This is a genomic window from Alteromonas sp. DY56-G5, from assembly GCF_041414725.1.
Lineage (GTDB): Bacteria > Pseudomonadota > Gammaproteobacteria > Enterobacterales > Alteromonadaceae > Alteromonas > Alteromonas macleodii.
The window spans coordinates 1-1,188 of sequence record NZ_JANHZQ010000122.1 but is presented as its reverse complement, the minus strand read 5'-3'; the positions used below and the strand labels follow the sequence as shown (position 1 = coordinate 1,188).

Sequence of the window (1,188 nt, the reverse complement as noted above, 5' to 3'; positions counted from 1 at the left end):
CAAGATGGTTATGAACCGTTAATCATCAGTACGTTGTCTTTTTGCAATATGTTGATAGGCTTCCTGTTTTAGTTTATTTACTTATCTTTGGTTTGGGTTTCATCGGCTAAGCCGCTACTTTATTTATCAGTCCTGGCTGGTAGTCCTGTTGATAGTGCAGCATAGCCCAGGCCATTCTTACCATTTTATTAGCCAGTGCGACGCACGCTTTGTTAAAGCTCATGCGTGCTAAACAAGCCCGACACCACTCGCTCACCTTATCGGTTTTATCACCAATATGGCGCAAGGCGGCCCTGGCTCCGTTAATTATCTGGGTCCGTAAATACGTGTTCCCTCGCTTGCTAATACCCAACAATCTCGGGTTATCTCCCGTTGTATGTTGTTTGGGCACTACACCTAACCAAGCGGCTAAATGTCGGCCGCTATTAAAAGCCTGACCTTGTCCAATGCCTGCATATAAGGCGGTAGCAATCAAAGGCCCAATTCCTGTCATGCTCATTAAACGCTCGCATACAGGCTGGCTTTGTGAGAACGCTTTCAACTCCTTATCCATTTCTTTTATGTGCTCTCGCAGTTCCCGCAAATCATTGAGTAAGCCTTGAAACTGTCGGCGAGCTAACATACTCAATCCATTGTCAGCTTCTTCCAGGGTTAAAGGCAGCTCTTTCACCAAAGTCGCTACACCCCGTGCATACACAATACCGTATTCGCTCAACAAGCCTCTTATCTGATTACTCAACGCCGTTTGCTGCGCTATCATACGCTCTCTAATCCGATGCATAAGCTGGATGTCTTGTTGGTCCTGAGACTTAAACGGCACAAATCGCATCCCTTCGCGTTGTGATGCCTCGGCTATCGCCTCTGCATCATTGTAATCGTGTTTATTGCCTTTTCGGTATGCTACAACGTATTGCGGTGCTATTGCTTTGACTTCATGCCCGGCTTTCGTCAATTCCCTACACCAGTAATGGCAACTTCCACAGGCTTCCATCACTACAATGCATGGCTCCAGTTGACTAAAATAGGACAACATCTGGTGACGCCTTAATTTCTTCTTTCTGAGCACTCTGCCTGACTGATTCATAAAAACTAAATGAAAAACAGACTTGGCGATATCGAGACCTATTGTTACCTTACTCATGTGACCTTCTCCTTCTTGATAGTGATTTGAACAACCCTATCTTGGCT

1 protein-coding gene is annotated in these 1,188 nt (G+C 45.5%); it reads right to left on the bottom strand.

Annotated elements, in window-relative coordinates; genetic code table 11:
• Positions 1-106: 106 nt before the first annotated feature.
• Positions 107-1,141 carry an IS110 family transposase gene (locus NO989_RS21810; RefSeq protein ID WP_061485171.1) on the bottom strand — a complete coding sequence of 345 codons (1,035 nt, stop codon included), beginning with the start codon at positions 1,139-1,141 and terminating at the stop codon, positions 107-109.
• Positions 1,142-1,188: the final 47 nt, after the last annotated feature.